The following is a 26,472-nucleotide window of genomic DNA, read 5'->3' on the forward strand; positions in this document are numbered from 1 at the left end:
CTAACTTTTTATTTTATTTAATTCTGCTTTTAAATAGTTAGATAAATCTAAATTTGTGCAATAAACATAGCAGCCCTTTTGTCCTCTGGTTAAAAAAGTCCGATATGTATTTAAAATAATTTCTTTTGCTTTTTCATAAGCTAAATGGGGATCTTCTTTTTCTATTTTTTTTAATCCTCTAACTGTTTTATCATTTTTAGCACGTTTTTTAAAATCAACGATTAACTGGTTATTTTTATATTTTAAGTCATCACCAATAATAACACCAACATACTCAAATTCTAAACCTTGAGAAGTATGAATTGAACCAATTTGATTTACTGAATTTTGACCAATTGCTCAAGGTTCAGATGATTTAAAATTTCATTGGGCAATAAAATCACCAATTTTAATATCATATGCGCTTGGATCATTTTGCGAATTTCAATCTCAACAATATCCTGCCACTATTCGAGATTTATTATTGCTTTTATTTTTTTCTTTAATTATTTTCATCAATTCACTTGGTGAATCAATTATTTGAAAATCATAATCTGATGCAAAAGAATAATTATCATCTTCATCTTTCATTTCTTTATTATAAAGAACTTTATCAATTCAATTTAAATAACCATCAGAACCGTTACATCTAAATTGAGAGGTTAAGGTCATTTTTTTAATTTCAGCATTATAAATATTTGCAAATTCTTCAATCTCTAAAATTTGGCCATTATCTGTTAAACTAATTTTTTGTTTTTCATCAATGAAGAATATTGTGAATAAACTAGCATTAATAGCCTCTTTAGTTTGATTTTCACCCTTGTTAGCATACAACCCTGATTTTTCTTGTAAACGATGAGCCTCATCAATAATTAATGTATCAAAGTAATTTGTTGTAAAAGTATGTAAAGAACTTGAACCACTAAATAAACCATCAATATTTTTTATTGTATGGTCACCCTTAAGTTTAAATTTATAAACTTCTCGGGGTGCTGAATTTTTTGAAATATATTTTCCAAGTTTGCCTTTTTGAATCACATAATTTAAAAACATAATGGCTAAGACTGATTTTCCTGTACCTGGTCCACCTTTCACAATTAATATTCTTTTTTTATTATCTTTCATTGTTTCATTAAACATTAATTTTGCTTGTTCAAAAACTACTTTTTGATTTCCAATTAGCGTAAACTCGGGATTATTTTCAATCATTGATTTTAAACTTTCTTGCAAAAACTTGGAAGGTTTAATTTTACCATTTTCAATTTGCCAAATAATATCTCCCTCATCACCATATTTAATATTTTCCTTGATAAAATTTGCTAATTTGTCTTTATCATGTTTTGTAAATACTGGTGCATATTCTAAATATCATTTATAAATTACATCTAAAACTGGATCATAAACATCTTTTAATTCATAATTATGTAAAAAAGAAATTGGTTTTAAAGTTATATTTCTTTCTTCAACTGCTGAACAAAAAGAATTCATTATATCTACATAAGATCATGCTTGATATGATGGATGAACAGTTTCTCTTAGTTTACCAGCTAAATATGTTTTAACAATTCCATCTTTATTATTTACCTGTTCAAGATACTCCCATTGTTTTAATTCCATAATTATTCCAACTGATTGTTCCTTATCATTATAGCCCGAAATAATAAAATCAACTCTTTTATCGGTATAAGGAACCATATATTCAATTGCAATACCAGTATTCCCAGGAATATCAGACATTATTAAAACTTCAGCAACTTGATAAAGGGAATTAGACCATGATATTAATTCTTTATGGTTAACATGAACTTTTTTATCTAAAAAATGAGTATAAATAATATTTGTAATACTTTGATTTTTAATTTCTTCTAAAAATTTATCTTTTGTTGCTTTGTATATAATCATCGTTATTTTTTATCCTTCTGCAATTCATTGTATTTTAAAGAATTATCTTTTGCTAATTCTATGGGGTATTTTCTTGCATTTATTTCTAATTTATTAACCACCAATTTTACTATTTCATCCTCATTACTTATATCAATTAAATCTAATAATTCTATAACGTATATAAAAATATCAGCAATTTCTTCTTTAACATTATCTAAGTTTTTAGGATTTGAAGATCATTGAAAATTTTCTAATAATTCAGCTGCTTCAATAATTATTGATTTTGATAATGTTTCTAATGTATGAAATTGCTTTCAATTTCTTTCATTTCTAAATTTTAATATTTTGTTAATTAAGTCATTCATTTGTTATTCCTTTCATTAATTGAAAATATATATTATATTTATTGCATACTAATCTCATTATAATATTAAAAATTAAATTTTTTGTTTATTTTTTATAGATATCCAAATACATTTAATTTAAAATTAATATTTTTTTATTCTAAAATACTAGTATTAACTCAATAAGGTTCAAAATCTATTGACTCTTTTGAATTATGACCAAGTTGTGGAAGCATAAAGGCATATAAATTTAATGGCTTGCTCATATTTTTATCATCATTTTTTGTTCCTAAAACAGCATTAAAAATAAATAAAACTGGGTTATCACCTTTTACAAGTTGTTTTCCTTTTAAATATGTTGTGACAGGCTCATTATTTAAAACTAATTCTTTAATTTCTTCAAAATGTTCAATATTAGAATTTAAAATTACTTTTAATTTATAATATTTTTCCTTAGTTTGTTCATTATATAAAATTCTCTCATATTTTTTTGTAGATAAATTATAATCATAATTTCCTAGAGTTACTTGACCTGCCGTTTTCTTAGTAATGTTAGGAATTACTATTTTTCAATTTTTAAAATTTTCTTCATTAATTAATTCCAACTTAGAAGTAATATAATCTATTTTTTTCTTTGATAAATTTGGAAGTTGTAGTTCTTTACAAAATTTAATTATTTCACTAGAAGATATATTTTTATATAAAGTAAAATATCTAGATACAAAATCTGGTTTATATTTTTTTAAAAAGTTATCAACCAATGTATAATTTTTATAGTTTATTTTATGATCATAAAAGTAGTCATAAATTTGACTTCTATTGTCAAAATAACTCTTAGCAATTTCGGCACCTTTCATTTTATTACGAGAAGTTGGTTTAGTTTTCTCATGATATTGAATTTGATAAATAATTTCTTGGGCTGACAATCCCATTTCTAAGTTTTGAGATAAAAAATGTTTAAATAATTCAAAAGAATCAAAATAATTAATGAAATTATTAATAATTTCATCTGTTGTAAATAATTTAGTATATTGAATATACTCACCACGATAACCAAATCAACGACACATTTGCATTGCCGCATCATAAAATGAAGAATTACGGTAAAAATAACTAACTAATAAACCACTTATTGTTAGGCCTCGAGAAAGTTTATGACCACCAATATAGATAGAATAAGCATAATCATTCTTTTTAATTTGATCTCTCACTAATTCTGTTATTAAATTAATTCGTTTTCCTTTATCAGATGTATTTAATTCATAACATTGAATTTGATGTAAAATATTTATTATTTTGGGTCTAATATCTTCATATGATAACTCTTCACAGTCAAACTCAAAATCAAAACATTTTTTCATTTCATTATGAATTTCATTTTCGTTTCATTTTTTAAGCTTCAATAAATAATTTTCAATTAATTTTGACATTGTACTTTGGGCAAAAGTCTTAGCTGATATGTTAATTAACATTGATTTTTCAGTTAACTTATTTACAATATTTCCTCTTTCTTCTTGAACTTCTATAATTGCAGAAGAAACTATAAAAGAATTAATAGCTCAATAAAAAGAATTTAATTCTGTTTCAATGATATCTAAATCAACATTTCCTTTTAATAACTCATCTAATATATCAATTTCATAATACGGAATATACCTAATAATTTGAGAACTTAAATCAGAATATTCTGAAATAAATGAATCATAACCCGTATAATTTTTACTAGTTTTTAATAAATAAACAAAATCATTAGGAAATAAATTTAAATTTGAACTATTAATCTTGCGATCCGCTAAGATATTTCCAAAGGGAGTTGCTGTGTAGCCCACATAAGACACTTTTTTAAATAAAGATAATAATTCACAAATTAAGGCATTAATCTTTGAGACATGAGCATTATTTTTTGGAGAATTATCTAATGACGCTTGATCAGCTTCATCATCTATAATTAAAAATTTTTTAGTATTTAACCGCGGTGTCTTTTGCAATTCAGTTTTAAAAAAGTTAATTACATTGGCTAAAATGCTAGCATTTTTCTTCACAACAAAAAAATGTGGTTTTACTATGTGGGAACGATAATTTGCCCATTCATTTTTTGAAAAATCTTTACCATTTGTTAAATTATTAATAGCAGTATCTCATAAAAGGAATTCTCCCATTAAATCTTGATCTATATCATCTGGTAAAATACCAAAATCATCATTTAACCGGTTAGATGTCTGATCTCGTAAATCATTTACCATTCCGGATAAAACAATAACAGAATGATAACCATAGTCATAAGCTAAAGACATTAAACCAGAAAAATTTGCTGTTTTTCCAGATTGAATGTCACCAATAACCAAACCCTTGATCAAAAACTCAGGTACTTCCTCAACTACATCAATCTCATGCATAATTCTTTTAATATCATAAGCTAATTTTTCAATATCATAATTAGTCATTGTTTGTTTGGTTTTTAATTTATCAATATATCTATCAAAAAGGGTATGTTTTCGATTTTCATCAATATTTTTTAAAATGTTGGTACCTTCTCCATCATTAATTTTTACTTTTGTTCCAACATTTTCATTTATAAATTGTTCAACTTCTTCATAAGAAAATTCTGGATATAGCATTATAAACTGTTTAATTGCGGATGTTCTTCCTGTGCTATCATCATCTTCTGTCTTTAATAGTGCAAATAATTTCTCTTTATTTTTATCTGTCATTTTCATTCTGTTCTATGATCCCCTCTATAATTTTTTTTATTAATATTTGATCTTTACTTATTGGTATTAATCGGTTTATTTCTTCTAAAATTTTTTCAGATGTTGTTGCTCCGGTTTTAAAAAAAGAGTTCACTAAATATTCGTACATTTCAATTTTATTTTTAAAATTTTGTTGGTTTCTTAATATTATAAAAGCAAAATTATTATTTCATATTGATTCCAAAGGTAGTAAATGAAGAGTATCAATAAATCTTAATGCAGAATATAACGAATGAATATTTGTATATGTGTTTTCAAATTTGTTAAGTTCTAAAAAATTATATGTACTAGCAAAAGTTTTTTTACATATAAAAATTAAAGGATAATTCTTATATTCTTCTAATTCATCAAGATAACTATGAATATTTTTTTCAATTTGAATTAGATCATTTTTATTTATAAAACTCTGAAAATTAAAGGTAATTTCATTCTCATTTAAAAAACTAATCATATTTATATCAACTAAAGAATCTATAAGTAATCTTCGATTAATTCTTGAATTATTTAGAGAAATACAGCCTAGGAAATTAATAAATTCTTGTAAATTAATCCTTTCCTTATCTATTCATCTGTTTAAAATATATTCTGAAACCTCTTCATTGCTTTTAAAAGGTTCCATATTTATCCAAATACTTTCCATAATAAATTGCTTATTTCTTCAGTTTCATTTTTATTTTCTAATTCACTTAACAAAATGGCTTTTTCAATAATAAGTAAATTACCATTGTGGACATGCTTTTCATAACCTATTAAATAAGCTTTTTGATTTAAGAAATTTTCCTTAAATTTAACTAAATTTATGTGTGGATGATCCCATACATAAAAATCTACTCTAGCATTTTCTTCTCTGTTATCCCATGAAATATTATTTGTTCACATATATCCTCTTAAATATAACCGACCATATTTATCTCTTGCCATTTCAGAAATTTCTACAACTTCTCCTTTTAAAATAGTAATGTTCATACTAAACCCCTTTTCTACAAAAACCTTCGTAATATTAAGAAATATTCTTCTAACAGTTGAATTGTTTCTCTAATTTCCGAATCTTTATAAAACAATTCAGACTCTAAACTATTATGTTCATTAATTTCTGGGCCATAAAAATAATATTCACAAATATCATAATCATAATATTGTTCACATAGATCAATAAATTCTTCAAAAATTTCTTCGTAATTATATTTAGCATATTTATAAACATTATTTTTAGAATTAATCTTTTCTCACTTGGAAGTAATAAATTCTCCTAACTGTTGAAATGTGTAACGATCATCTTGATTATTTTTAATTTTATAAGTAATAAATTGCTTGAGAGTTTTTTTTTGATATCTTATTTTCTTATAAATTAACTTAGTAATCTTAGTCTCTTTAATATTTGGATTTTTGTTAATTCTTTTGATTCAACTAGAACTTAAAATTTTTAAAAACTTATCATAAAATTGTTGGGATTGCTTTATATTATTTTCACTAATTAAATTATTTTTAACTCATGCTTTTGCCAAAATATTTGAAAAAGAATCTAATAATCCTAAAGTTAATTTATTATTAAAGTCTTTAATATTTAATAAGATTTTATCAAAGAAGATCCGGCACTCTAAATAATAAATATCATCGTTGCGGAGGTTTGCTTCAAAATTAATGTTATCAAGCGGATAATTTATTACATCTGGTTCAACGAGGATGGTTATAATCTTATACTTATCCTTTTGTTTATTGTATAATGCCACATCAAAATAGTTATACAACCCATCATCATTTAATTCTTGGTTTCGACAGTTAATTATTTGAAAATCAAAAAATAAGTGCTTTCACTTGACCAAAAAATCATGTTCCAATCCAAAACCATGGTTGGTATTATTTAATATTTTTAATAAATTAGCTTTTGTTTTAATAGCGCCATGAATAACATTCATTTTTGCCCTATCATTAACTAAGCTTAAATCTCATTGATATTCCCCATTCATAATATTTTTTCCTAACATTAAAAAAATTTTACCTATTCAAATATATTATTACATAATTTTTATTAATTTAAAGTAGTTTTATTAATAAAATAACAAGATATTAGATTGAATAGTATTTATTATCAAAATTAAAAGGTGTTCTTTATTTGCTTCCAAATAAAGAACACCTTGTTTTTTATATTTTTTTCAAAAATTATAAATATTTCCCCAGATATTGATACCCAAATTACTTATATTTTTTTACTTAGCGGGCTAGTTCTTTCTCTATTTTTTTAGCTTTTGTGCCAGTTGCCTTGGCTTCGATTTCTTTTGCTTCTTTTTTTAGTTGTTCTAATCGTTGCTGAATTTCGTTGGTTTTGTCGATATTACTAGATTTTTTTTCTGCATTTGAAACTTTTAATACTTGCTCAATACTAAAACGGGACTTACTTTTAGGAGTTGGTTTTTCTGATTTAGCATAAGAAGATTGATTATTATATTCCTCTAAATAAGCATTCATACCATCTTGAGAATCAGTAGATTCAGTAATTTTTAAATCTTTATCCTCCGAATAAGTATCTAATTTTTGAGTAATTATTTCATATGCTTTGGTAAGAATATTATCTTTTTCAGAATTTGTTTCAAGTAATTTTTTCAACATTTTAATTTCACTAATATCTATTATTTGAGGATTCCTGTCAGCCTTATATTGTGGTTGAATAAATTTGTTTTCCACAATCTCTATGTTCCAAAAATAAAAATAAGTTTCAAATTTAGTAGACATTTGTTTAGTGACAGCATCAAAATATTCTTTATCTTTAGAAGTACCCGCTCAAATTAATGATTGTTCTCCCCACTCATCTAAAAGAATTGCAGGCCTTCCTTCTTTATCTATACATTGACCATTAATATCTTTTTTATTTTCTCTCCGTAAAGTTACAATTCTAAAATAATTAGACAGTGGTGGATTATCTTGTTTAGAAGGTTCTTCTTCTAGGGTTAACTTTTTGAAAGCCACTTTAACACCTTTTTCTAAAAGTTCATCTTCAGGTTTGATAAAATCATCGATTTTATTGATGGTATTTTTTGTCTTCTCAGAAGATAAAGGTGGTTTTTTAATAAAAGAAGGATGATCATATTTGTGACGTTCTCTTTCAATATCTCTTTGTTGCTCCAAACTACGTTCTGGTGGTAAATTATTACGATCTTTTGCAGGACCAAGATTTATTGTAAATTTTAATGAAGTTCTGGAATCTTTATGCTTTGTTTTGTCATGAGATTTTAATTTTGACGGTGATGATGATTGTTTGTTTTGGGTAATAATACTACCAATATGTATTTTTTTCTGACTTTGTTTTTTAGTAGCAGAAGAAAAACGGGGGAATGTTTCTATAGTTTCAGGTTGTGAAACAAGTGGTTGATATTCTGAACGTTCAGTTTTCTTGGCAATTTCAACCATCCTTTCTTCTTCAATAAGTTTTTTATTCTTTAATAAATTTTCTCATAATACTAATCGAGTATCATCAATTTGTTTTCTAAAAGCACCATCTTCATCATTATATTTTTCTTCAAAAGCTTTTTGATTAAAATTAAAGTTAACAATAGAAATTGTGTTTTTTTCTTCAATGGGAACTTTAATATTTTGAATAAATTTTTTTATTGTACTCAGTAGCTGATCATAGTCATCTTGGGCAATCTTATCAGGAATAATATTACCTAAATTATTATTGCCTTTTTGTGCTAGAATATTACATAATTTTTCATAATCTGCAATCTTAACCATTAAATTATTTTCAATTTCTGTGGCCTTACTTTTTAATTCTTGATATTCATTTCATTGCTGATCAGAATCTTTTATATTAATAATTACTAATTCCTGTAAAATATGTTTATTTGCTTCCTTAGCAAAATCAGCAGCATGTCTAAAAAGCAAACATTTTTTAAATATTTCTTCTCCATATTTTTGTCTTAAGTTATGGGTAGTTTTAACAATATTAAATCTTAATTCAAAATAATCTCCATATTGCTCATATGCTTTTTGTTTTTCTCAACAAGTAAAAAAATGAATCATCGGAAGTTTGTCAATTCGGTGTTTATTAATATTTGTTTTATACTTTTGAATATCAATAAAGAAATTACTATATGGAATAATTGACTTATTAATCTTAATATCTTCTTTACCACCTTGTCTATAATACTCTCGTTGAAGATCTAAAAAAAATTTTTTAATTTTTTGACATTGAAGATTATCACTCCCTTTAAATCCCGATGAAAATTTATAATTATCAATTATTTTATCAATTTCTGCGGTTAATTGTTCAGTAAATAATTGTGGCGAAGATTCGCCGTCACCATATAGTGTTTTATAAACCGCAAAAGGATAAAAATAAAAGTCAAGTTCATTATTTGTGAAAAGTTTTCCACGGTTAATAACTTCATTACCAAAATTATAAGTATAATTCCATTTTTGGACAAAATCATTATTTTTAATTTCACAAAAAATTTTGTGCTCTAAACTATTTTCCGAAAAAGTGGCTGCTTTTTCAGCAATTTTTGGTTCTATAATATTTTTTTTATAATTATCTGACCATTCCTTTATCCTTTTAGTAACTTCTTCACTAGTGGGTTGGTCTATAAATGGTTCAATTCCTTTTTTCAAAGCAGCTTCTTTCATTAATAATGCTGATATTTCATATAGGGCAAGTTTGGCTAGCGGTTCTTTGGGAAATTCTTCAATAAAAGCATGATAAAGCGGCTTTTGAATAGTATGACGGCCTTTTTTCTCGTCAGAGAATGAAATTTCTCTGCTTATATTGCCATGATTAGACAGCAATGTTGGTAAGGAATAGAATTTATCAGCAACTAAAGGCATATCTTTAATCGTCCTTTTTTCTTCTTCGTTCATATAATATGCTTTCATATTCATAAATTTTTCAATATGTTTGAGCACTGCTTCTTGATTATCAGCACTAAGTTCACTTATAAATAGTATTGGATTAATAGGTATTACTTTCATAATTTTTATCTCCTTTTATTAAAATACTGGTTATTTTATTTTAGCTTCTGACAACTGTTGCAGAGGAACAACTTTAGACTTTTTGTCGGATTTTTTAAGGTTTTCTAAACGACGGGTAATTTCGCGATCTTTCTCTATATTTTCCTGTTGTTTTAACATAACCTTTTCTGATAGTGTAGTTTTCTGAGAATGCGAAAAATTTTTGGTTTTTTTTACATTGTTTTCTAGTAGATCATTAATTGTAGGTTTATGAGGAGCTGGTTTCCGATAATTAGAAATTAAACTTTCAATAGTTAATGGTGCTTTGCGGTGGGTTTTCGGGTTATTTGTGATTTCAAGTGGTTTTGTAATTCAATTCAAAAACAATTTCATTAATTTTTTATCTAAATCTACTAGACTTTCTGAAAGCGAAACTTTACTTGTAGCATATCCACCAGATTGCAAATGTCTATATAAATAATTGGCAAAAGAAAATTTCTTGTTATTTAATACCGACTGTAAGTTAGACTGTCCGGTTGTTAATTTAGAATTAGCAAATAATTTAGGATTGATTTTTCCAATATCAAAATTGTTATCTTCATATTTTTTAATATTTAGATAATTATTTACCATCACAGCCTCTTCATGAATCTTCTGATAAAGTGACGGGTTAAGATTAATGTCCTTAAATGTCATCCGATTAATTTCACTAATGATATAGTTAGTAATTTTATTATTTTTATTACCTACCATCAAGTTATTAAAATTCACCATTTTATAACCTTGCGAACGGAGAACAGTTAAATCATCTTTTAAAAATTTTTCCATCGGAACCGTCATTAGCATTTGCTTAACATGTTTTTTTATTTCATCATCAGTGGGTAAAATAGTAAGGTTTCCATTTAGCTTATTGCTTATTTCTTGGTTTAATCACGGGTCAGTCTGGTTGAGAGGAGTAAAATTTTGGTCATTTATTGTGAGGTCGGGTATTGTTAATGAATTAATTAATTGTTCTCCATTTTCACGAGGAATTTGATTTAAATTAATTAACTTTTGAAGTTCTTTTGTAAGATAATTAAAATTAACTTCTGGTAGATAATCTAAGTTAAGATATGCTCCCCCATAAGCTTTAATTAATAATTGCGAAATATAATTAGTTGCCATTTTTAAATTGCCATTGAATAATTCATTAAGATAATTATCAAAAAAGTAAATAATATCACCTTGGCAACTATTAGATAAATTGACAAAATTTTCTTTCACATCTAATAAATTAATATTTAATGTTTTTAACTTAATTATCATCTCTGATCATTCTTTTTCATGCTGACTGAAAAAATTGTCAGCAGTTTCCACAGTTAAAATATTTTGGTCAATAAATATTTGTTTTATTTTTGCATAATTGCTTTCTTTTTGCATATGGCATTCTTTTAATAAGTAGTCTAAAACAGTATTATTTTGCAATGGTGGAATAATTTCTTGTAATTTTTTGACAATATAACCATCCTTATTTGTTCATAAGTTTAACTTATAATTAGGATAGAGTTTACTTCAGCATTGATAATTTTTTATGTAAGTCGGGTCTCAATTATTTCAATCAACATACGCATGAAAAATTTGTTCATTTTTTGGAAGTGGCTGTGCTATTTTTTTTAACTCTTTATCAATTAATTTTAAAAGTTTTAATTTATCAACATTATTTTCTTCTACATTTAAATGAACAATGGTTTTTAAAGCTAATAATTGTTTTTCCGATTCTAATAAATCAACATTTTGATTAAATTTTACCAAAAAATTATTATAATCTCGTTCTTTAAATAAATCTAATTTATTAATTAAATTTATAATTTTTTCTTTTTTCATAATTTTCTCCTTAAATTTTAATAATTTTATTAACAAGTAGAAGCAAGAGATTCATCTTCATTATGTTTCATTTCTTTTGTTGAAGATTGTTTTAATTTTAGAAGACGTTCTTCAATTTCAGCTTCTTTTAAGGTGTTTTGTAATCGTTGGGCTTCTAATTTTTCTCTATTACTTGGTTCTTTATATGGTTCTTTTTCTAAAGATCGTTGGGACTCATTTTTTTGTATATCATTATTGTCATTAATTATAACACTAGTAGGCTTTTTGCCACCAGAACTATTATTATAATTTTGTTCTAATTTATGTCTCTCATTATTTTTAATTTGGTTTTCAAAATATTCATCAATTTTTTTATCTTCATCTGTTATTTCAAAAAACATATTCCGAATATCTTTATTTTGTCATTCTGGCATTAAAAATTTATCTTTAATTTTTTCAATATTACATTTGTTTTTTAAAGCACCCACTAAGCTATTAAAGTATTTTTGGGCTTGTTCTTGAACTTTTCCAGCTTGTTTCTTGTCTAGGTGGTTTTCTTTATTAGAAACATAATTATTAACTATTGCTGCAAAATCTTTTTTATAGGACTTTTTAAAATCTTTTATTGTAGAACATGAATAGTTAATGATTGCTTCAATACATATTTTATCTTTCAAAAAACGGGTGTTAATATCGAATTTGTCCACGTTTTTAATGCGGTTAGGGTCACTTATAATATTAAAATTATTTAATACTGCCAAAAAAATATGGGATTTATTTAAAGTTTCCGCTATTTTATTAACTTTAAAAAATAATTCTTTTGTTTCTAAATCCATTTTTTTAAAATCAACTTTCATAGAATCAGTCAAACTTTTGCCTTTTTCATTAGTTAATTTATTTTCTAATTGTTCAATTATTTTCACAACTCCATGTCTAACAGTTTCTGGTGGCAATTTTTCTTTTCATCTGTCAATTAGCAAAGCTTTATAAGTTTCTAAATATAAATTATTACCAAAAGCTATTTGTGCTCTTTTTTCATATAATTTTTTTAACGGCTCTTTTAGGTTATCTAAAACATATTTTTCTCCTTTTGGAATATAAGAATGACTAGAACTTTTAGACTCTGAAATGTTATTACGACTTTGTGGATCACCATTTTTAGTTGTGCTAGTTGAACTTGAAAACTGAGTATTTTCTGGGAGTTTTATATTATGACCTACAATTTCACTATGTAATAATAAATAAAATTTTTGTTTTTTAGTACTCTCTTCAGCATTAGAACTCGAAAAAGTTTGGCTATTTTTTAATCAAGTTAAAAACTCTAATTCCTCGTCTTTTGATAATTTTGGTAAAAAATCGCTCGGATCTTTAATAATTATTTTACGAACTTCTTTCATTTGCTGTTGGCCAATCTCATTTAAGTCACCATCAATTTTTCCATCAACAAAAAATTTAGCAAAATTATAATCATCCATATATTGTCGGAATTCTTTTGCTAATTCTTTCATGTTTATTTTAAAAAGTTCCATACTATTTTGGTTGGCGGAATTAATATCTTCCGGTTTAAAAATACTTTGAAAGTTTGAATCAATTGGTTCAATTGCCAAATATTTTGGCCCTTGGATTAAATTTTCTTTATTTGGGACACTATTATTATCCCCACTAGTTTTGTTATTAACATTAGGTGATACTTTTCCTAATAATTTCGAAGTTCCTGGTTGTCCTGCAACATCTGATGTTAATTTACTTAAAATATCATTAACTTCTTTATCATTAAGTTTTACTTTTGGCAAATCTGGTTTATTATCTTTTAATAATTCTATGGCTTTTTCTACTTTTTCTTCTAGAGCTCCTAACTGTTGTGCTAGGTCTGATTTTTGATTCTGTTGTTTATAAATTTGATTTAAAGTAAATTTCGCATCTACCATTTGGGGCAAAATATTTTTGGCTTTAATAAACTCGGTGGTATTCCCAGTTTGGTCTTTATTTTTAAATTCTTCAATTACCATTTCTGCTAACGGAAAAAGAAGAATTTTTGTATTAGCGGGATCAGTTCTTAATTTACATTCGTATTGGTTTTTAAAGTTTAAAATATCATCATTATCAGCATAATATTGAAGTAATGTATCATAAATTCCTTCATTATTATTCCTAAATGTTAAATCATCATTAAGTTTCACTGAGATAACTTGGTTTATTGTTAATCTAACTTCATCTTCGGTTAAATTATTATCTTCTTCTTGGGATGAATTATCATCTTCTTCTTGGGTTAAATTGTTATCTTCCAACAATACTTGAAGTGGTTTTCCAACATGAGTTTTATAAAAAAGCATTTCTGATTTAACTTTTAATGCTAATTGTTCGTCTAAAAATTTAATAACAGCCTCTGTTTGTATCTTTGAAAATTCCTCTAATTGTTTAAGAGTTTCGTTGTTGTTATTCATAATTTTTTCTCCTTATATAGTTAATTATTATTTTTAACATAGAGCAAAAAAACCAAAAGATAAATAATTTCTTTTGGTTTTTTAAAAACTCTAATTTTATTTTAATGTGCAAAATTAAAAAATTAAAAATAATTATTAGATTTTTTAATTGTTTAAATTTATTTATTTTATTTCTTAAAAATTACTTTAGATATTTTTTAACACTGATATTGTAAAAAGCTTGGTAAAACTTTCATAAATTTTCTTATATCTCTAATAAAAACCTTAATTTCTAATATTAATATTTTAAAAAACCTATCAATAAAATAACTGGTCTTACAACTACTAGTATTAATTGCAAAAAAAAAAAAAAAAGAATTTCTTTATCTTATAGAATTAAATAAAGAAATCATTGTTGTTTTATAATCTTCTTAAATTAATCTTTAAATGCTAAGACATATCCAATACAACTAGGAACAACAATAATTCCTGAAAATAGCATTGGTAAGATCATTACTGATCGTAATGTTGTTCCTGAAACACTTAAGTCTGGGTTTTTTGTTCATGATACATAATAAGCTGATAGACCCATTACTACTGCACCAATTGCTAATGCTCCTAAGGCATTAATTCCAACTCACATATTTCCTTTTAAGAAAATTAAATTAGTAATTAACATTAAGATTCCACAACCAGCAGCAATCCCCATTAGAACAGCAACTCCGGTGTAGGCATCTGTTACATTATCAAAGTTATAGTTTCCAATTGGTGGAACAATATCATTTTTAATATATAACTGAGCAAATAAAATTATTGAGATAATTCCAGCTGCTAAAATAATCGAACTAAAAATTAATTGAATTAGTTTTTTCATATATTTGTTACTCAACTTTCTAATATTAATAAATGACCAATAGTTCAATTAATGAACTATCTTAATTATAAAATAAAGGCTATAAAGTTGCAAATTAAAAATTTTTAAAGTTTCATATGTTCGAATAAATTATGTGTTTGTTTAAAAACTAATTAAAATTATTTATTTATTAAATATTCGTTAAAATATTTAATTACTTCTGACATATTTAATTGTTTTGGTTTTAACTTGCCACTTTGATTAAAATCCATAAACTTGTCTTTATATCATTCTAATAAATGTTGATATTTTTCCTTAGTAAAATTTTGAATATTGGACTCTGATTCTTTTAAGAATTTTAAACTTATGTCATATCAAGTTAAATCTGTATTATATGGTAGAAACTCTTTTAAATCTCATTGAACACAACATTCTAAGATTAAAAAGAAATCTGTTTGAACTACTTCAAAACTATTATTTTGGGCATAAAAAGAATGGAACGTGTTAACATAATGACCTCGGTTATGCATTTCAATAACTCAGTTATGTATTAATAAATTAAAATAGTTTCTCTTTAAATCTAAAAATGGTTGCATTGCTTTATTATGGGGGTTTACATTCAAACAATAATCATGCATCCCAAATTCTTTTCTTAAGGCAGTAAGTGAAAGATCAGGAGCATATTGATATAGTTCATGAGGAATAATACGCATGTTAACAAGTCCTTTCTATCAATAATGTTAATTAAATTATTATCAAAAATAGTTTTTCAACTTAAAAAGTTATCCTTTTAATTATAATCAATTTATTTTAATTTAGATATAAATAATGATAATCAGGATAACTTTTATTAGGAATGTTATTAATTAATTAACTTTCAATTAGATTAATTTGTTCTTGAATACTACTATGATTAATTTTTTGAATTAAAATCCCATAGGCAATACCATAGATGATACCAATTAATACAAAGGTAATCGGAATTAAGATTCAAGGTAAGTTTAACGGAATTACAATGTTTGCCGCATTTAAACTAGTCATTACAATTGCTTTAATAATAAACCAGGTTCCAAAAACCCCAATTACTCAAGCTATGAACACAAATGGGGTAAAGATTCCTAAGGTCATACTATTAATTTCTCGTTTGCGATAACCCATTGTTTTTAATACGGCAATAAATTTTAAATAGGTTGTTAAAAATGCTTCAGTAATGATGAAGACAACAATAACTGCGGCAATAATCATTAAGCAGACAAATAAGGTTGATAAAATAATGGAAATATTAGCTAATTTAATAATAATGTCTTTTTTGATTCCAATATAATCACTAAGGTTACTATTAACCGCGTTAGTAAATTTTCCAGCAAAGAAATTGCTTAATAAGAAATCACCATTTGGACTCACAACATTATAAACTGTTGTTTGAGTATATGGTTCATAATCTTTACTATACTGCCCATTAAACCATGCTTTAGTATTAGTTTGCTGGTCATTCACTAAATTATAGCCCATAATTTGGTTGGCATAGGTTTGGTCTAAGAAGATGCGGGGGCGATCATATGATTCTTGAACTCCCACAACTTGGTAATGGACTTCTTTACGCACATTATTAACTTTTAAAAATGGGTTTGTGGTATGTAAAATATCGCTACTCATTGCCACATGGTACCAATTATTAGGGAAAGTTTGGAAAGATGATAACGGGTCATTAATAATATAATCATAATCAGTATTATATGGTTTAATCACATAATACTCTTTTAAACCGTTACCATCATCATAATTTACTTTATCCACCACCTTTTGTTGAGGATTTGGCGGATTGGTTTCAAATAATTTTGGTAAACTAACACCAGTTGTATCACTAATTAAATTCATATCCCAGTCACTAGCATCTACTTCAGAAGTGGGAATTAATAATTCAATATTGGATAATTGATAATACGGTCTAATTTTGTTATCTGCTTGATAACCAAATTGAACTGGGAAGGAATTATTATCATTATTAATAGTTAATTTTGATAAATCAAGATTTTCTTTTTCTAAATCGATTAGATTACTTGTATTATGAAAATCCCCACTCGCATTATAGAATCAATATGAGCTACTACTATTATTTTCGCTGCCAATGGTTTGATAATTTTTTGTGCGGGAATTATAAAATTGTAATGTTGGAACTTCAACAGTTGTTGTAATTTGATCATTTGGTTGTCAACCATATTTTTTCTGGGCAATACTATTGACTGCCACTGGAATTGTTGAAGGTAAACTATTACGATCATTGTTAAATAAATCATTGCGCAATTTGTTTTTCATTACAATTGTATTATTATCTGCGCTAATACCATAAGTATCAACACTAAAGTCATTAAACTGCGAACGGTATCTTGTAAATAAATCATCTTGGGTTGCTTGATAAGCCTGGGTCCCAAAGGTAAAGGCAAATTCACGTTGACGTTGTTCATTCCCACTTCAAATTTGTTTAATATCCGGGGGCAAAATACTTTCGGTTGCCACCGAAAAACAATAGCGCCAACTTTCATATGGTTTTGTATTATCAAAGGGAATTGGTTCTTTCCCGAAAGCAGTTGGGACAACTGTACATAATAACGTTGAAATCGTGTAATTTAAATCATCATCTAAATAATGGTCTGATAATGCTTTAAAAATTCCTAATGATAGAGCAGTTCCCCGGGCTGTGGCAAAATTATATAAAACTGCATTTCGTAAATCATCTTCATAGTATTTAATGGCCGCTGGTGGTAAGTTTCAAATATCTAATCAATATTTTTTAGCACTCCCAATCGGAACAATATTACCATTTTCATCTAATGTATTCCCATCTTTGTCATATAAATATTCTTTAATATAGTTAGGAAAAACATTATTATTCCGAATCGGGTAAGTTGGATTGGCACTATCAGGACCTGTTCAATTATATAATTGGTAGCCCGTTAGGGGGTTATTTCCAATAATTCCGTTGTAATTAGTTTCATTATTATAACCAAGATTTTTATAATAATCCTGACTTACTTGTTTTAAAGAAGTCGGAATAATAATGGCCCCGGTTAACCCAACCGTTGCTAGTAATAGAACAATAAATAATAACCCAATATTTTTTAACGAAACACTTAATAAGATTACTTTAAACCGACTAGTAAATTTTTTAAAATGAATTCGTTTTAGTAAATGAGTTAACTTATTCTCAGAACTTAAATTACTATTTGGCTGGATTAATTTTAATGGGTTATCTTTTAACTGGATAATTCCCATCAACAAAATAATAAAAATTGTTAATCCCAGCGCAATAATAATATTGTATAAAAATGATCACCCACTAATAGTAAAATTAACTGGTAAAATAAAGAACTTATTAAAAACATTCATAATTGGGATTTGCATTACTAGTCCTAATCCTCATCCCGCCAGACCGCCAATCAGAGAAATTATTATTCCATATGAAAGATAAGATGCGGCAATTTGATAGATACTAAACCCGTTTGCTTTTAAAATTCCGTTTTCAACTCTCCTTTTGTTAATAATCTTTTTCATAATAAAAACCAACGATAACACTAAAATTGCATAAAAGAAAATCATTAATCCATAATTTATTAACTGGTAAATATTGATGACCGTCCCCAACATCGTGTTCCGATTAGTAATGGCTGCTGTTTCTTGATTACTTTTGATTTGGGCATAATTATTTTGGTTTAAATGTAAAAAATCATCATTTAAATAATATTTAAAATTTTTTAAATCAGTTTGTTTATCAACCCCATACGATTGTAAAAAAGCAGTTGAGTTTTCTTTAATACTATCCCCAATAAAATATTTGGTTAAAGTTTGACTATAAGCAACGGGATTTAAATAAATAATTGCTTCGGTTTGTTGATTAGGGATGGTGTCAGTATCATAAATGGTTGGATAAATATTGCCAACATCACCACCAATAGCACCAACATACAGTGAACGAGTTTGATCATCCCCAAGACTAATAGCATCCCCCACTTTGACATTATAAAGTCGTTGATAACTTGGTGAAACAACAACATAAACATTATTACCTGGCTGGTTTCAAGTGGGATCGCGTTGATAGGTTTCAAATAATCGCATTTGATCATTGGCAAATAGATCTTCCCAATTAATAATTTTATATTTTAAATTCTTTTGGTAATCCCACGCGTAATATTCGTGGCGATTAAAAATTTTAAAGTTATTTACATCCCCTAAAATTTGGCTATAGGTATTAAATAAATCAATAATCCGAAAGAATTTTGCTGACGAATCATAAGCATATAAATTTCCCACTTGGTAACTAGCAAAATTACGGGGATCACTTAAGCTATCCAAGCTAGTTCCAAACTCAGATTCAAAAAGATAACTATATGTTTGATTATTATTAGTACGGTTAATTATCATACACCAGCAATCCTAACATCCCGCCCATTTTATTAGTAAATAAATAATTAGGATCGCCCTGCTGATTGCTCGGAATTTGATTATCGGTTTTATCTAAATAAATTTGCTGACTTCATTTAGTTACGTTATCATCATTTAGGTAATTAACAATTTGGTTAAGATCAGTAGTATTGTTAGTTTTGGCATAAATCTGCATCAACTGTAAAATATTAAAAGAAGTGGGAGCTTGTTGTAAGACTTTAAAATAATTATCTAAATCCTTTTGATATTTTTGTTTTAAATTATCATTAGTCGTTATGCTAATTTTATTAACTAATTTGCCAACTAACGAATTCTGAAAGTGTTTACTTGTTAGGTTAATATTATTCAAACTATAAATATTAGCCATTGAATAACCAGGCGCAAAAGACACTATATAATTACCATCAGTACTAATTGTAAAATATTCAGCTTTTAAAGCTTGGAGCACATCATCTGGTTGCGCACCAATTGAAATTGTTGGCAAACTGTATTCTAAGCGATAACTTTGGTCCGGATTCTTTTTATACACTTCAATTTTTTCATCCGTAAAAGAAGTCCAGGGCGTAATACTCTGGGTATTTTGATAATTAAGTAGTGAATTATAACGAAAAGAATAATCATAATTAAATTCACCATTGCCCATATAGTTATATGCTGAGTTTAACCGTTGATTAATGGTATTGGAAGAAACAAATAAAATTGAAGACAAGGCCACTAAAATAATTAATATTACGAGTTGAATTTTATCTTTTAAACTACTTTTTAATGCCTGCTTAATTAATAACAACATCTTGTACCTTAACAACAAAAAACTTATTAGTTATTGCTAACTAGTAAGTTCTTTAAAATTTTAATAGTAACGCTTATTATTAATTGTTCAGATAAAGTTTCCCATTTTGGCAACTGCTCCCTCCGGAGTAATGTCAAAAGAAACAGTATAAGTATTTTTAACAGAATTAAAAGTAGTTCCTAACCCATCATGATTTTTTCAATCTTCTAATGAGTAATTAGGATTATTAGCGTCACCCGTTGGCGCCACCCCTTTTAAGTTACCAGAATTATCAGAAGTTAATTGAATATTTAATGGGGTTGAATGGTATTTATCTAAATTTTGTTGGTTATTAACCATACTATCTCCCAGACCATTATAAGTCATCGTATAAGTTAAGGTTGACCAACCTCCACCAGTATCAACGCGTTGCACCGAATTCGGAACAATATCTCAGATATCATCTCGGTATAAATAATCAAAATAATTATTTGTTAAATCACTTGTTGCTTGGTTAGTTCATTTTGTAAATAAACTATCTGAACTTTTAAACATTGCTTTTAAGAATTCATACATTCCCCCACTCGTATTTCATTTAGCCATATATGACATCATTGACCCAGGTGCAACTTGATAAGCACCCGTCGCATCTTTTGTCATCCCCAGTTTCATTAATACTCAATCATGGTAAGAAATTATCTTTCCAGTTCCATCATCAACCGCCTTGACTGTACCATTTTTAGGGTCAGTAAAATCATGTAAATTATAATTTACTTCATCACTAAATCCCGCAATCGCTTTTAGTGCTGCAACATTTGCTTTTTGTTCAGCTGATTGTTCAGTTCCATCATTTGCTGATGAACCAAACATTGCTCCAAAATCAGCAAAAGCACCTAAGAAAGTAAGGACTGGAATTTGATTATATTTAAAAGCATTAACCATCATAATTAAAATATCTCATAAACTCCCTTGTACTTGGGCATTACGTAATTGGTCAATTTTGGCCATCAAGTTTTTATAAGCCGCTGTTGATAAAACTTCATTTAATTTTTGTTGGTCAACATTTGGTGAGGCTTTGATTGCTAAATTGAAAGTATCATATAACTCCACAAACTTAGCATAGACATTAATTCCCCCGCTTAAACTAGCTAACTTATCCATTGAAATTGGCGCAAATAACCCTGCATTGGCAATTTTATTTGGTAGCGCATCAAATTCTTGCAGAACTTCAAATAGTGATTTTCCAATCGTAGGATCTAATACTTTTGTATAGTTTTCTCCTAATAATGAACTATCCGCTAATTGCCCAAACACATCATTATCCGTTTTCGTTCCAAACAAGGCAGTTACTGCCGTGTTTAAATGTTGAAAAATAAATTTTCGTAATTTATCATCTTGGCCACCTAAAAAAGTATCTTGACGGACAAATGGTAGGACTTTTGAAATACTTGCTAATCCCGTAATTGCATTTGTTTGACTCATCATACTAAACCCTTGCCCTAAGAAATTAACAGTATTTAGTGCATACATATTTGTAGCATTTTTTGTTACATTATAAACATTAAAGTTATTGGCATTCCCAAAAGCAGTTCCATCATCAGTAATATAACCATTACCCTTAACTTTATCATTTAATAATAGTAACTGGTATAAACGTGAAGAATCAATCACATTGTCATTGGCTCCTGCACTAGCATATCCCCCCGGTATTTGGTCTTTTAAATCAGCATGGAACAAGTAATTTGAAAAAGCTCCCGTATCTGAATAAGCTCAACTAACTGGATTGTTTGGTGCTACGATATTAACTAAATTATCTACCGTATACGCACGGTTTTTACGATGAAAATTAGCTTTGGCTTGGGTTAAGTCAACCACAGCCCCTGTTTTAGTGGTAAATTTATCTTTTGTTGAATTAACAAATCAGTTTAGCATATCCTGGGCATAAACATTTAAATTCTCATGGCGAGAAGAAATTAATAATTTTGAAATTGCTAATTAATTTTTAACTAGCTCTTCATTTGTTTTATTAGCAATTTGGTCAAGTTCATGGTCAAAATATGAAACATTTGTTTTCCCATTGTTTGTTTTATGACAAGCAACAACACTAACAGTTGATGAACCAACTAATGTCACTACTCCTAAAATACCTAATAATTTTCGCATATTTTTTTAAATCTCCCTCATTGTTATATCTTTCTTTCCAAAGATAAAATAATTAAAACAAAAAAAAAAAAAAAAGCAATTTTAACAAATATTGACATTTAGAAAATTCATAAAAGTGCTTATTATTTAACTTTCAATGGGCGAGCAAAAAAGTAAAATTATCTCAAAATTAGAAAATAAATTACGATTTTTTAAATATTTTCTCTAAAAATAATTGCAAAAATTCTTTCCCGCTATATAATGAAATTAGGATAAGATTTTACTTGATTATTTTAAAAATAAACAATAATAAATAATTTTTTAATTTGTGAAAGAAGGATAATAACTATGAAAACTCTATTAACATTCCTAGGGAGCAGTATCATTGGGGCAACAAGTGTTGCTAGTGGTACTGTCCAAATTCATGAAAATAATATTACAACAAATAATGTAACTAACGGATTATACTCTTTTGATGTAAGTGGCAGAGATGACTATATTTTTGGTTGGCATTGACAAGATAGTAGTACTTTTAATGACAATAATGCTAACATCAACTATCAGTGAGGAAGTAAAACATACCATGGTGGTTTAGACTATACCACAGTTGATATGACAAATGCGCCCGTTTCAGAACAATGAGAACAATATAAAACTGTTTATCTTTTCTCACGCGATGTGTTCATTGGTTTAGCCGAAGTAAGAATGTTTATTACAATGGATTACCACAAAGGATATGATGGTAAATATAATATTAGATATCATGCTTTAAATTCAAAAACTGATTGATCTGGTTCATATGCTCATTTTTGAGGAAGTTTATAATATTTTAATAATCTATTTTTAAATGTAATTTGAGTAAAATTTTATCTCGAAACTAAATGCGATGCTACTTTAGTTTAAAAAAGAATTACTATATTAGTAATTCTTTTTAGCGTTCATCTTTAATTTTATTTAAAACAGCGAATTTAATTTCCTCATAAACATTGGGGTTATTGATAAAATACTCTTTAACTTTTTCACGACCCTGACCCAGTTTATTTTGTTGGTAAGAATACCAAACTCCGGCCTTATCAATAATATTATAATTAACAGCTAAATCAATTAGTTCTGTATACTTATCAATTCCTTCGTTATAATTGATATCAATACTTGCTACTTTAAAAGGCGGGGCCACTTTATTTTTAACAACTTTAATCTTAACTTTATTGGCAATGGCTACTCCTGAATTAGTTAAAGTTTCAGCCCGACGAACCTCTAACCGCACCGAAGAATAAAAGCGTAATGCGCGGCCCCCTGCCGTTGTTTCGGGATTACCAAACATTACCCCGACTTTTTCACGAATTTGGTTAATAAAAATAACAATACAATTAGTTTTTGAAATAACGCCGTTTAATTTTCGTAAGGCTTTACTCATTAGTCGCGCTTGGGCGCCGACTGTTACATCACTCATTTCTCCTTCTAACTCCACTTTGGGAACTAATGCCGCTACTGAGTCAATAACCACAATGTCAATTACCGTTGATTTAACTAAGGTTTCCAAAATATCTAAGGCTTGTTCACCAGAATCGGGTTGGGCAATAATTAATTCATCAATATTAACCCCTAACCGTTTCGCATAACTAGGATCTAAGGCATGCTCAACATCAATAAAAGCTGCTTTCCCATTTAATTTTTGGACCTCAGCAATTGCATGCAAAGATAAGGTTGTTTTCCCCGACGATTCCGGACCAAAAATTTCAATAATCCGCCCTTTCGGATAACCACCAATGCCAATCGCATTATCTAACACTAAGCTACCCGTTGACACTGCTTCAATCGTTAAATGTGATTTATCCCCTAATTTCATTACCGCACCCTTCCCATAAGTACGCTCAATTTCCTTCATAACATTTTTTAAAATATTATCGGGATCACTATTAGTTACTTTGGTTGGTTCAGTTAAAACTTTATCATCATTCATCTTCAATGCCTCCTTCTATTTTAGATTTACCTAATTCACTAGCTTTTTCCTTTAATTTTTTCAACAATTTTTAATAATTCCTTACAAACTGCTTGGCAAACTGCTAACTTAATTTCCCCGCGAGTTAAAGTGGGATTAAAATTAAATGCTAACGGATAAGTTTTATCATTATAACATATACAACAATAAACAACACCAACTGGTAAATTATCTAACACCCCTGGCCCAGCATTGCCAGTAAAACTAACACTAATATCACTAGCAAATAGTTTTTGACATGCCTGGGCCATTGCGAAGGCAGTTTCAGCAGAAACAACTCCGTATTGATCAATAGTTTCAGCATTTACATGTCCGACCTGAACTTTTATGGCATTAGTATAAGTTACTAACGAACCTTTTACTGTTAAACTAGCATGGGGAACATCAGTTAATAATGAGGTAAATAACCCCCCAGTTAATGATTCATAAGTCGCAATTGTTAACTTTTGTTTAATTAAACTTTCTACTAATTCTTTAAACATCTTTGCCCTCCAAAACTTTTTTATATTATATTTTTCTTTTTAATTATTATAATATAATTAGAGAAAGAAAATGAAAAAGAAATGAGGATGTCAAAATGAATTGAGCTAATCGCATTACCCTAGTTCGGATAATCTTATTACCGATTATTTTAGTCTTATTATTAATTTATCCATTTGGGGAATTATTATATCATGGTTGAACTGATACCATTGTTGCCAAGAGTGAACATGTTACTTATACCTTACCAATTAGTTATTTAATAGCTGGTGTTTTGTTTGCCATTGCTAGTTTAAGTGATGCCTTAGATGGTTATATTGCCCGAAAATATGGACAAGTGACTACCTTTGGTAAATTCTTTGATTCAATTGCTGATAAACTATTAACAAATGGAGTCGTTATTGTCTTTGCCTGTGCTAATATCATTCCAGTGTGAATGTGTTTAATTTTAATCTTACGTGATTTTTTAATTGATGTTGTTCGCCAAATCTTAGCTGCTAAAACAGTTGTTATGGCCGCTAACTGGCTAGGAAAAATCAGAGCAGCCTGTGAAATGCTAGGAATCTTTATTTTATTCTTTGTTGGATATCGCATGTTTAATGGTCAACCTCAGACAACTGGTGAATTTAATGAATATGGTTGGGTTAACCAAATTATTATGATTCCAATGTACTTAGCAACTCTTTTATCAATTACTTCTGCTGTTAATTATATCTATTTAAACCGCACCGCATTATTTGATATGGCAGTTATTAATAAACCAAAATTAACAACAATGAAAGGTGAAACTTCGCCAAATGAAAAAAAATAACTTTTCCCCCGAACAATGAGCAATTATTACCGGGGCTAGTAAAGGCCTTGGTTATTACTATTGTGAAGAATTATTAAAAAAAGGTTATCATATTATTGCGGTCGCTCGAAATACTAGTAGTGTTAATGAATTAGTAAAAAAATATCCAGCTCAAAAAGTAGTATTATTAAACCTTGATTTAAGTATTCTTGATAATTGTTATCAATTATTTGAACAAACTAAAAAATATTTTGTTAGCGTTTTAATTAATAATGCTGGTTATGGGGTCTGGGGTTACTTTAAAGATTCTGATCTTAGCCAAGAATTAAATATGCTTAATTTAAACATTAATGCGTTACATATTTTAACAAAATTATTTGTGCAAAGATTTAGTGACCAACAAATTGGACGAGTTATTAATGTTGGCAGTTTAGCTGCCTTCACCCCAGGTCCGGTATTTGCTAGTTACTATGCTTCAAAAGCATATGTTTATAGTTTAGGTGTCGCTGTTAATACTGAATTAAAAAAAACAAAATCTCCGGTTCGGGTTATCACAGTTTGTCCCGGTCCGTTAAAAACTGACTTTTGAAATCGTAGTAGTAACCAACAAAATGCCAAATACCATTCCACAGTAAAAGTAATGCCTACCGATAAATATGCCAAAAAATCATTACGTAAAGCTTTATCAACTAAACGAAAAAACTATATCATTACAGGGACAACTAATAAATTCGTTAAAAAATTAACAAAATGAATACCCCAAAATTGAGTGCTAACTTCTGTTTATAATTATCAGCGGAAAAGAAAATAAATGAAGATGTTATAATAACATC

Annotated in this window: 20 protein-coding genes; 3 read left to right on the plus strand and 17 right to left on the minus strand. The window is 27.5% G+C overall.

Annotated features, from left to right (window positions below; genetic code table 4):
• The 15 genes from SERIO_RS04620 to SERIO_RS06595 form a co-directional block, all read right to left on the minus strand.
• Positions 1-1,881, minus strand: a complete 1,881-nt coding sequence (locus SERIO_RS04620) for a DUF2075 domain-containing protein (protein ID WP_047791686.1) — start codon at positions 1,879-1,881, stop codon at positions 1-3.
• 2 nt (positions 1,882-1,883) lie between these two features.
• Positions 1,884-2,228, minus strand: coding sequence for a nucleotide pyrophosphohydrolase (locus SERIO_RS04625; RefSeq protein ID WP_047791687.1), 345 nt, complete (start codon positions 2,226-2,228; stop codon positions 1,884-1,886).
• A gap of 134 nt (positions 2,229-2,362) precedes the next feature.
• On the minus strand, positions 2,363-4,924 hold the full coding sequence (locus SERIO_RS04630; protein WP_047791688.1) for a Z1 domain-containing protein: 2,562 nt from the start codon (positions 4,922-4,924) through the stop codon (positions 2,363-2,365).
• Complete coding sequence (locus SERIO_RS04635; RefSeq protein WP_047791689.1) at positions 4,908-5,597, minus strand: hypothetical protein; 690 nt, start codon at positions 5,595-5,597, stop codon at positions 4,908-4,910. The genes SERIO_RS04630 and SERIO_RS04635 overlap by 17 nt, the downstream gene beginning before the upstream one ends.
• On the minus strand, positions 5,579-5,923 hold the full coding sequence (locus tag SERIO_RS04640) for a hypothetical protein (RefSeq protein ID WP_047791690.1): 345 nt from the start codon (positions 5,921-5,923) through the stop codon (positions 5,579-5,581). Before SERIO_RS04640 ends, SERIO_RS04635 begins: the two co-directional genes overlap by 19 nt.
• A 14-nt stretch (positions 5,924-5,937) precedes the next feature.
• Positions 5,938-6,942: a hypothetical protein gene (locus SERIO_RS04645; protein WP_148553469.1), complete on the minus strand. Its 1,005-nt coding sequence runs from the start codon at positions 6,940-6,942 to the stop codon at positions 5,938-5,940.
• 226 nt (positions 6,943-7,168) lie between these two features.
• Positions 7,169-9,919, minus strand: a complete 2,751-nt coding sequence (locus SERIO_RS04650; RefSeq protein ID WP_047791692.1) for a hypothetical protein — start codon at positions 9,917-9,919, stop codon at positions 7,169-7,171.
• 30 nt (positions 9,920-9,949) lie between these two features.
• Positions 9,950-11,761: a TcdA/TcdB catalytic glycosyltransferase domain-containing protein gene (locus SERIO_RS04655; RefSeq protein ID WP_047791693.1), complete on the minus strand. Its 1,812-nt coding sequence runs from the start codon at positions 11,759-11,761 to the stop codon at positions 9,950-9,952.
• A 29-nt stretch (positions 11,762-11,790) separates the two neighbouring features.
• The gene (locus SERIO_RS04660; RefSeq protein WP_047791694.1) at positions 11,791-14,184 is read right to left on the minus strand and encodes a hypothetical protein; all 2,394 of its coding nucleotides are present in this window, start codon (positions 14,182-14,184) and stop codon (positions 11,791-11,793) included.
• A 415-nt stretch (positions 14,185-14,599) separates the two neighbouring features.
• Positions 14,600-15,037: a hypothetical protein gene (locus SERIO_RS04665; RefSeq protein ID WP_047791695.1), complete on the minus strand. Its 438-nt coding sequence runs from the start codon at positions 15,035-15,037 to the stop codon at positions 14,600-14,602.
• A 158-nt stretch (positions 15,038-15,195) separates the two neighbouring features.
• Complete coding sequence (locus SERIO_RS04670; RefSeq protein WP_047791696.1) at positions 15,196-15,729, minus strand: hypothetical protein; 534 nt, start codon at positions 15,727-15,729, stop codon at positions 15,196-15,198.
• Positions 15,730-15,886: 157 nt separating this feature from the next.
• Positions 15,887-19,435, minus strand: a complete 3,549-nt coding sequence (locus SERIO_RS04675; RefSeq protein ID WP_047791697.1) for an ABC transporter permease — start codon at positions 19,433-19,435, stop codon at positions 15,887-15,889.
• Positions 19,425-20,246: a hypothetical protein gene (locus tag SERIO_RS04680; protein WP_047791698.1), complete on the minus strand. Its 822-nt coding sequence runs from the start codon at positions 20,244-20,246 to the stop codon at positions 19,425-19,427. The genes SERIO_RS04675 and SERIO_RS04680 overlap by 11 nt, the downstream gene beginning before the upstream one ends.
• Positions 20,247-20,306: 60 nt before the next feature.
• Positions 20,307-22,157, minus strand: coding sequence for a hypothetical protein (locus SERIO_RS04685; RefSeq protein ID WP_047791699.1), 1,851 nt, complete (start codon positions 22,155-22,157; stop codon positions 20,307-20,309).
• Positions 22,158-22,220: 63 nt separating this feature from the next.
• On the minus strand, positions 22,221-22,388 hold the full coding sequence (locus SERIO_RS06595; RefSeq protein ID WP_158500496.1) for a lipoprotein: 168 nt from the start codon (positions 22,386-22,388) through the stop codon (positions 22,221-22,223).
• A gap of 327 nt (positions 22,389-22,715) precedes the next feature.
• Here SERIO_RS06595 and SERIO_RS04690 point away from each other — a divergent pair, with 327 nt between their 5' ends.
• On the plus strand, positions 22,716-23,192 hold the full coding sequence (locus tag SERIO_RS04690; protein WP_047791700.1) for a hypothetical protein: 477 nt from the start codon (positions 22,716-22,718) through the stop codon (positions 23,190-23,192).
• Positions 23,193-23,298: 106 nt separating this feature from the next.
• Here SERIO_RS04690 and recA read toward each other — a convergent pair whose 3' ends face one another.
• On the minus strand, positions 23,299-24,330 hold the full coding sequence (recA, locus tag SERIO_RS04695) for a recombinase RecA (RefSeq protein ID WP_047791701.1): 1,032 nt from the start codon (positions 24,328-24,330) through the stop codon (positions 23,299-23,301).
• A gap of 38 nt (positions 24,331-24,368) precedes the next feature.
• Positions 24,369-24,851, minus strand: a complete 483-nt coding sequence (locus tag SERIO_RS04700; protein WP_047791702.1) for a CinA family protein — start codon at positions 24,849-24,851, stop codon at positions 24,369-24,371.
• A 95-nt stretch (positions 24,852-24,946) separates the two neighbouring features.
• Between SERIO_RS04700 and pgsA the strand changes: the two genes are divergently transcribed.
• The gene (gene pgsA / locus SERIO_RS04705; protein WP_047791703.1) at positions 24,947-25,660 is read left to right on the plus strand and encodes a CDP-diacylglycerol--glycerol-3-phosphate 3-phosphatidyltransferase; all 714 of its coding nucleotides are present in this window, start codon (positions 24,947-24,949) and stop codon (positions 25,658-25,660) included.
• Positions 25,647-26,450: an SDR family NAD(P)-dependent oxidoreductase gene (locus SERIO_RS04710; RefSeq protein ID WP_047791704.1), complete on the plus strand. Its 804-nt coding sequence runs from the start codon at positions 25,647-25,649 to the stop codon at positions 26,448-26,450. The genes pgsA and SERIO_RS04710 overlap by 14 nt, the downstream gene beginning before the upstream one ends.
• Positions 26,451-26,472: the final 22 nt, after the last annotated feature.

This window comes from Spiroplasma eriocheiris (genome assembly GCF_001029265.1).
In the GTDB taxonomy this organism is placed as follows: Bacteria; Bacillota_I; Bacilli_A; order Mycoplasmatales; family Mycoplasmataceae; genus Spiroplasma; species Spiroplasma eriocheiris.